This window comes from Paracoccus bogoriensis (genome assembly GCF_019431455.1).
In the GTDB taxonomy this organism is placed as follows: Bacteria; Pseudomonadota; Alphaproteobacteria; order Rhodobacterales; family Rhodobacteraceae; genus Paracoccus; species Paracoccus bogoriensis.
In genome coordinates, this window is record NZ_JAHYSR010000051.1 from 1 (window position 1) to 1,113 (window position 1,113).

Annotated in this window: 1 protein-coding gene; it reads right to left on the reverse strand. The window is 69.5% G+C overall.

Annotated features, from left to right (window positions below):
- Nucleotides 1–19: 19 nt before the first annotated feature.
- A partial coding sequence (locus tag KY389_RS15005; protein WP_219831776.1) for an IS110 family RNA-guided transposase occupies nt 20–1,113 on the reverse strand: 1,094 nt, incomplete at its 5' end.

Below are 1,113 nucleotides of genomic sequence, written 5' to 3' on the forward strand. Positions count from 1 at the left end.
AAGCTGCGTAATGGGCCAGTCAAGCTGCTTTGCGATCAGGATCGAAGGTTTCCCGACGCTGGAGCATGGTCCAGATCACCGTCACGCGGCGCCGAGCGAGCGCGATGAGGGCCTGCATGTGGTGTTTTCCTTCCCGTCGCTTGCGGTCGTAGAATGCCCTGGAGAGCGGGTCGGCGGTGCTGACGGCGCAGAAGGCGCTCTGGTAGAAGACACGCTTGAGGGCCTTGTCGCCACCATAGGCGCGGCGCCAGCCTGCACGCTTGCCGGATTGGCGCTGGACGGGCGCGAGACCGGCCGCGGAGGCCAGCGCGTCGGCGGACCCGAAGCGCCGGATGTTGCCCACACAGGCGATGAACTCTGCCGCGAGCAACGCCCCCATCCCCGGCAACGAACGGATGAGGGCCCCGTCAGGGTGGTCCGCGAGCAGAGCCTCGAGATCACGGTCGATCCGGCCTATCTTCTGCCTCGCCTCAAGCGCCTCCGCGGCGAGCTCCCGGATCAGCTCGGCCGTGGGCGCTTCGCCGGGAACAACGGTCTTCTGCGCCCGGGCAGCCTCCGGCGCGCGGTCGACAAGGGCATCCGTGCCGTGCAAATGTGGCGTCCTGCTCAGATGCGCGCGCAGGCGGGACTTCCCGGCACGCCGGATCCCGGCCGGAGTGACATAGCGCGTGAGCAGCGCGAGCGGTCCCTTGCAGGTCAGGTCGAGCGTCCGCTCGAGGCCGGGGCGGATGCTGCAAGGAAGCCCGCGCAGGCGCGAAATGCGCCGCGTCTGGTCCTGGATCGGCTCGCGCCGGCGGCCGACCTTGAGCCGGAGTGCGACGAGCGTGTCATCGTCCGGCAGGATGGGACGCAGATCGCGGGTGCGCACCAGGTCCGCGATCGTGCGCGCGTCGCGCGGGTCAGACTTGCGCTCGCCCCCCGAAAAACCCTGCGCGGCCTCGCCCTGAAACACCGCCTCGATGAAGCGGGCGAAGGAGCCCACCACGTCGAGCCCGATCACCACATCTGCGCCGAGGCTGCGCAGTTCGGACACAAGCCTGTCGATCGCGTCCTGGTCGTTCTCGACCGCGCGGTCGAGAACGACCCGGCCCTCGGCGTCAACGGCCACCGCCC